Consider the following 3,014-nt stretch of genomic DNA (forward strand, 5'->3'; position numbering starts at 1 on the left):
GGCGATGGTGTCCGGGTGGGCGGCCACACCGATCAGGTGGCGCACGGCGATCAGCCGCAGGCCGGGGTGGTCGCCGTCCTCGGTGCGCCGCAGCAGGTCGCGGCAGAGCGAGGTGAGCGTGGCCAGGGCGGCCGGGCGGTCCTCGGCCGGCAGGTACTGGTCGGCGATCTGGCCGGAGGCGAAGGCGAGGACGCCCTGCACGACGGCCAGGTCGGTCTCGCGCGGGAGGTGCGCGCGGGCCGTCTCCAGGTAGGCGGCGGGCGGGAGTTCGCCGTCGCGGACGGCGTCCCTGAGGGCGTTCCAGACCACCGCGCGGGTGAGCGGCTCGGGCAGCCCGGACAGGCCGGCGCTGAGCGCCTCGAAGGACTCGGCGTCGAAGCGGACCTTGGCGTAGGTGAGGTCGCCGTCGTTGAGGAGGAGCAGCGCGGGGCGCTTGCCGATGGGCTGCGGCTCGGCCTGCGGGACGTCGAGGTCGCGGCGCTCGCGCAGCACCAGCCGGCCCTCGTCGGCGACGTCGTGGTCGTAGAGGCCGGCGGTGAGGCGGTGCGGGCGGCTGCCCGCGTGGTCCACGGTCAGCGTGCAGGTGCCCTCGTCGGCGGCGATCACGGGCGTGAGCGTGTCGACGCCGGTGGTGCGCAGCCAGCTGTCGGCCCAGGCGTGCACGTCGCGCTCGGTGGCCGAGGCGAGGGAGTCGATGAAGTCGGCGAGGGTGGCGTTGCCGAACTTGTGCCGGGCGAAGTGGGTGTTGATGCCGGCGAGGAAGTCCTTCTCGCCGAGCCAGGCGGCCAGCTGGCGCAGGGCGGAGGCGCCCTTGGCGTAGGAGATGCCGTCGAAGTTGAGCAGCGCGGAGGCGGTGTCGTCGACGTTCTCGGGGGCCACCGGGTGGGTGGTGGGCCGCTGGTCGGCGTCGTAGCCCCAGGACTTGCGGGTGACGCCGAACTCGGTCCAGGGGTCGGTGAAGCGGGTGGCCTCGGCGGTGGTCTGGTAGCCCATGTACTCGGCGAAGGACTCGTTCAGCCAGATGTCGTCCCACCACTTGAGGGTGACCAGGTCGCCGAACCACATGTGGGCCATCTCGTGCGCGATGACCATGGCACGGTTCTGCCGCTCGGTGTCGGTGACGGCGGAGCGGTAGACGAACTCGTCGCGGAAGGTGACCAGGCCCGGGTTCTCCATGGCGCCCGCGTTGAACTCGGGGACGAAGGCCTGGTCGTAGGAGTCGAAGGGGTACGGCTCCTCGAACTTCTCGTGGTAGCGGTCGAAGCACGCGCGCGTGACGTCGAAGATCTCCTCGGCGTCGGCGTCGAGGTGCGGCGCGAGGGAGCGGCGGCAGTGGATGCCGAAGGGCAGCCCTCGGTGCTCGGTGTGCACCGAGTGCCAGGGGCCGGCGGCGACGGCGACCAGGTAGGTGGAGATCAGCGGGGTGGGCGCGGCCCGCCAGACGCCGTCGCCCCGGTGCTCGGTGACGCCGTTGGCGAGCACCGTCCAGTCCTCGGGCGCCTTGACGCAGACCTCGAAGACGGACTTCAGGTCGGGCTGGTCGAAGGCGGCGAAGACGCGCTGGACGTCGTCCATGAACAGCTGCGTGTAGACGTACGTCTCGCCGTCGCTCGGGTCGGTGAAGCGGTGCATGCCCTCGCCGGTGCGGGAGTAGCGCATGACCGCGTCGACGCGCAGTTCGTGCTCGCCTGCGGTGAGGTTCTTCAGCGGCAGCCGGTCCTCGTGCAGCGACTCCGGGTCGAGGGGCTGTCCGTCGAGCGTGACGCCGCGCAGCTCGGCGGGCTTCAGCTCGACGAACGTGTCCCCGTCGGACCGCGCGGTGAACCGGATCACGGTGAGGGAGCCGAAGGTCTCGTCCCCGGTGGTGAGGTCCAGTTCGACCGTGTAGTGCTGGACGTCGAGGAGCTGTGCTCGGAGCTGCGCTTCATCGCGCGTGAGTACGGACATGCAGGCCATGCTGCCTGATGGGACCGACAGCGCACAGGGGCGGATCGGTACACGGCTTATGTCCGCTCCGCGCCCCTGTTCCCGGCGACGGGCCCGGCGCCTCCTCCAGGTCAGCGCCCGTTGGTGTCCTCGGCGATGCGCTCGTGGTGCCGGATCACCTCGGCGATGATGAAGTTCAGGAACTTCTCGGCGAACGCCGGATCGAGCTTGGCGTTCTCGGCCAGGCGCCGCAGCCGCTCGATCTGGCGGGCCTCGCGGGCCGGGTCGGCGGGCGGGAGCTGGTGCACCGCCTTGAGCCGGCCGACCTGCTGCGTGGCCTTGAAACGCTCGGCGAGCAGGTGGACGACGGCCGCGTCGATGTTGTCGATGCTGTCGCGCAGCCGTTCCAGTTCCTGGCGGACCCCGGGGTCCGCGTCACCGGTGCCGGTGTTGCTGGTGGTCATGGGGGCCCACCCTATGTGCTCACCCGGCCCGCCCCTACCGGGTGTGGCGAGATTCGATCATCGGGGGGTCGTCGGGGTCCGGGACGCGGTCGCTCCAGCCACCGGGGACATTGCGCCCCTGCTGGGCGCGGAAGCGGACGGGGGCCATGCCGACACGGCGGGTGAACAGCCGGGAGAAGTAGGCCGGATCGTCGTAGCCGACGCGGCGGGCGACGGCCGCGACGGGCAGTTCGGTGGCGGCGAGCAGCTCCTTGGCACGGCCGAGCCGGATGCCGAGGAGGTAGTCCTTGGGGCTGCATCCGGCCGCCCGGCGGACCGCGCCGCGCAGCTCGGCGGCGGTCATGCCGTGCCGGGCGGCGTGGTCGGCGACGCTCATCGGGGTGCAGGCGTCCCGGGCGAGGGCCTCGAGGACCTGGTCGCCGTCGGGCGCGAGGTCGGCGCGGGCGCGGCGCAGAGCGACGAGCAGCTCGTGCACCGCCGCGCCGGTCTCCACGTCCAGCAGCGGATTGCCGCGGCGGGCGGCCCGGGCGATGCGCACCCTGGAACGCCAGCTGGGCAAGCCCCTCTTCCTCCGCCAGGCCCGCGGGGTGACCCCGACGACCATCGGCGACGAACTCGCCCACA

2 protein-coding genes and 2 pseudogenes are annotated in these 3,014 nt (G+C 72.3%); 1 reads left to right on the forward strand and 3 read right to left on the reverse strand.

The features are described 5' to 3' along the window. The 3 genes and pseudogenes from pepN to ACWEN3_RS44340 form a co-directional block, all read right to left on the reverse strand. The coding region (gene pepN / locus ACWEN3_RS44330; RefSeq protein WP_452983783.1) for an aminopeptidase N at positions 1 to 1,947 on the reverse strand (1,947 nt) is incomplete at its 3' end. Between the two features lie 110 nt (positions 1,948 to 2,057). Next, positions 2,058 to 2,390, reverse strand: a complete 333-nt coding sequence (locus tag ACWEN3_RS44335; RefSeq protein ID WP_452983786.1) for a chorismate mutase — start codon at positions 2,388 to 2,390, stop codon at positions 2,058 to 2,060. Between the two features lie 34 nt (positions 2,391 to 2,424). After that, positions 2,425 to 2,925: pseudogene (locus ACWEN3_RS44340) on the reverse strand (helix-turn-helix transcriptional regulator); the annotation flags it as partial. Here ACWEN3_RS44340 and ACWEN3_RS44345 point away from each other — a divergent pair. Next, positions 2,921 to 3,014: pseudogene (locus ACWEN3_RS44345) on the forward strand (LysR family transcriptional regulator); the annotation flags it as partial. The pseudogenes ACWEN3_RS44340 and ACWEN3_RS44345 sit on opposite strands and share 5 nt — an antisense overlap.

The sequence above is a fragment of the Streptomyces sp. NPDC004561 genome, from assembly GCF_053602155.1.

Bases quoted from the DNA above. Each gene is read 5' to 3' on its own strand.
- ACWEN3_RS44335 (WP_452983786.1), bottom strand. From the start codon at position 2,390: ATGACCACCAGCAACACCGGCACCGGTGACGCGGACCCCGGGGTCCGC.